Origin of the sequence: Oscillibacter sp. ER4, assembly GCF_000765235.1 — a bacterium.
GTDB lineage: Bacteria > Bacillota > Clostridia > Oscillospirales > Oscillospiraceae > Hominicoprocola > Hominicoprocola fusiformis.
Map to the genome: position 1 here is coordinate 1 of NZ_JPJG01000090.1, position 1,278 is coordinate 1,278.

General features: G+C 53.2%; 1 protein-coding gene. It reads left to right on the forward strand.

Annotated elements, in window-relative coordinates; translation table 11 throughout:
• Positions 1–144: 144 nt before the first annotated feature.
• Positions 145–1,074 (forward strand): XRE family transcriptional regulator, encoded by a 930-nt coding sequence (locus NI20_RS0112260; protein WP_156108648.1) that lies wholly within the window; start codon positions 145–147, stop codon positions 1,072–1,074.
• The last annotated feature ends 204 nt before the right edge of the window (positions 1,075–1,278 follow it).

Below are 1,278 nucleotides of genomic sequence, written 5' to 3' on the forward strand. Positions count from 1 at the left end.
CCCTCCCGGCCCGGATTGGCGATTTCTGTCCGGCTGAAATTGGCTGTTTTCTCCCGGCTCAAAATGGCGATTTTCTCCCGGCGCTAACACCGTTGGCTGCGCCGCCGCACGATCCCGAAGAATCGCGCCTATGTCCATAGCCTTTTGGCAAAATGCGGCTTAAACCTCAACCGTCCGCTCGGTATTATCAGCGTTTATAAAGGACTATCCCTTAACGATTGCTATTGGGTCGTCGAGGACGGTGACACCGCTTCTTTTGACAAAGTAAATCTCTATGACAACCCATTCAGCAATGTTCTGGCAGAGCTTGCCTTTACCGGCTATGGCAGCAGCGTCCACGCTTCCCTGCTCTCCAGCCCGGAGTTTACCACCAACGGAATGCTCCGCAAATGCTGGCGGCGCATCGGCGGTAAGGTGTATCTCTATAAGGGCGGCACGGAGGGCGCGGTCAACACAGGCAACGAGCCATACTCTGAGTTTTACGCCGCGCAGATTGCTGCCGCCATGGGCGTTCACGCGATCCCCTACGCCTTATCCCGTTGGAAAGGCGTTCTCTGCTCCACCTGCGAGCTTTTTACCGACAAGGCGTATGCCTACCTCCCGATCGGACATCTCGTTTCTAAGGGCGGCATGTGGGCTGTCAGGACATATTACGAGAAGATGGGAGTCGAGTTTGTCAACGCACTGAACGAAATGCTGGTGTTCGATGCGGTGATCTGCAATGTGGACCGGCATTTTGGAAACTTCGGCGTGATGGTCGATAACCGGACGAATACTATCGTCTCCCCCGCTCCCTTGTTCGACCATGGCAATTCCCTCTTTAACTTTGCAGGCGCGGACGTCTGGGCGAACGAGACCGCATTGGAGGAATATATCGAAACGCTGTACCCCAGCGTGTACAATGATTTTCTCGGCACAGCCAAGGCCGTGCTGACGCCGGAGCTGCGCGAGAAGCTGCGGCATCTGCTGAACTTCAAGTTCAAGAAACACTCGCGCTATAACCTGCCCGAAAAAAGATTGCGGATGATGGAGCGGCAGGTACAGCGAAGAGCGCAAAAGTTATTGGAACTGTAAAAATAAGCACGGTTACTGGAAATAGCAGTAACCGTGCTTGTTCTTACGCGACAGCATTTGAATTGATTTTCTCTATGGTATTTCGAATTCCCATCCAAACTGTAAGATCTGTGTGTAAATTTCAGCCACTGAGCACCACTTGCACGGAAAAACAGCTCCACTTTCACGGAGATTCAGCGCCACTCTCGCGGGCATGAGGTCCAC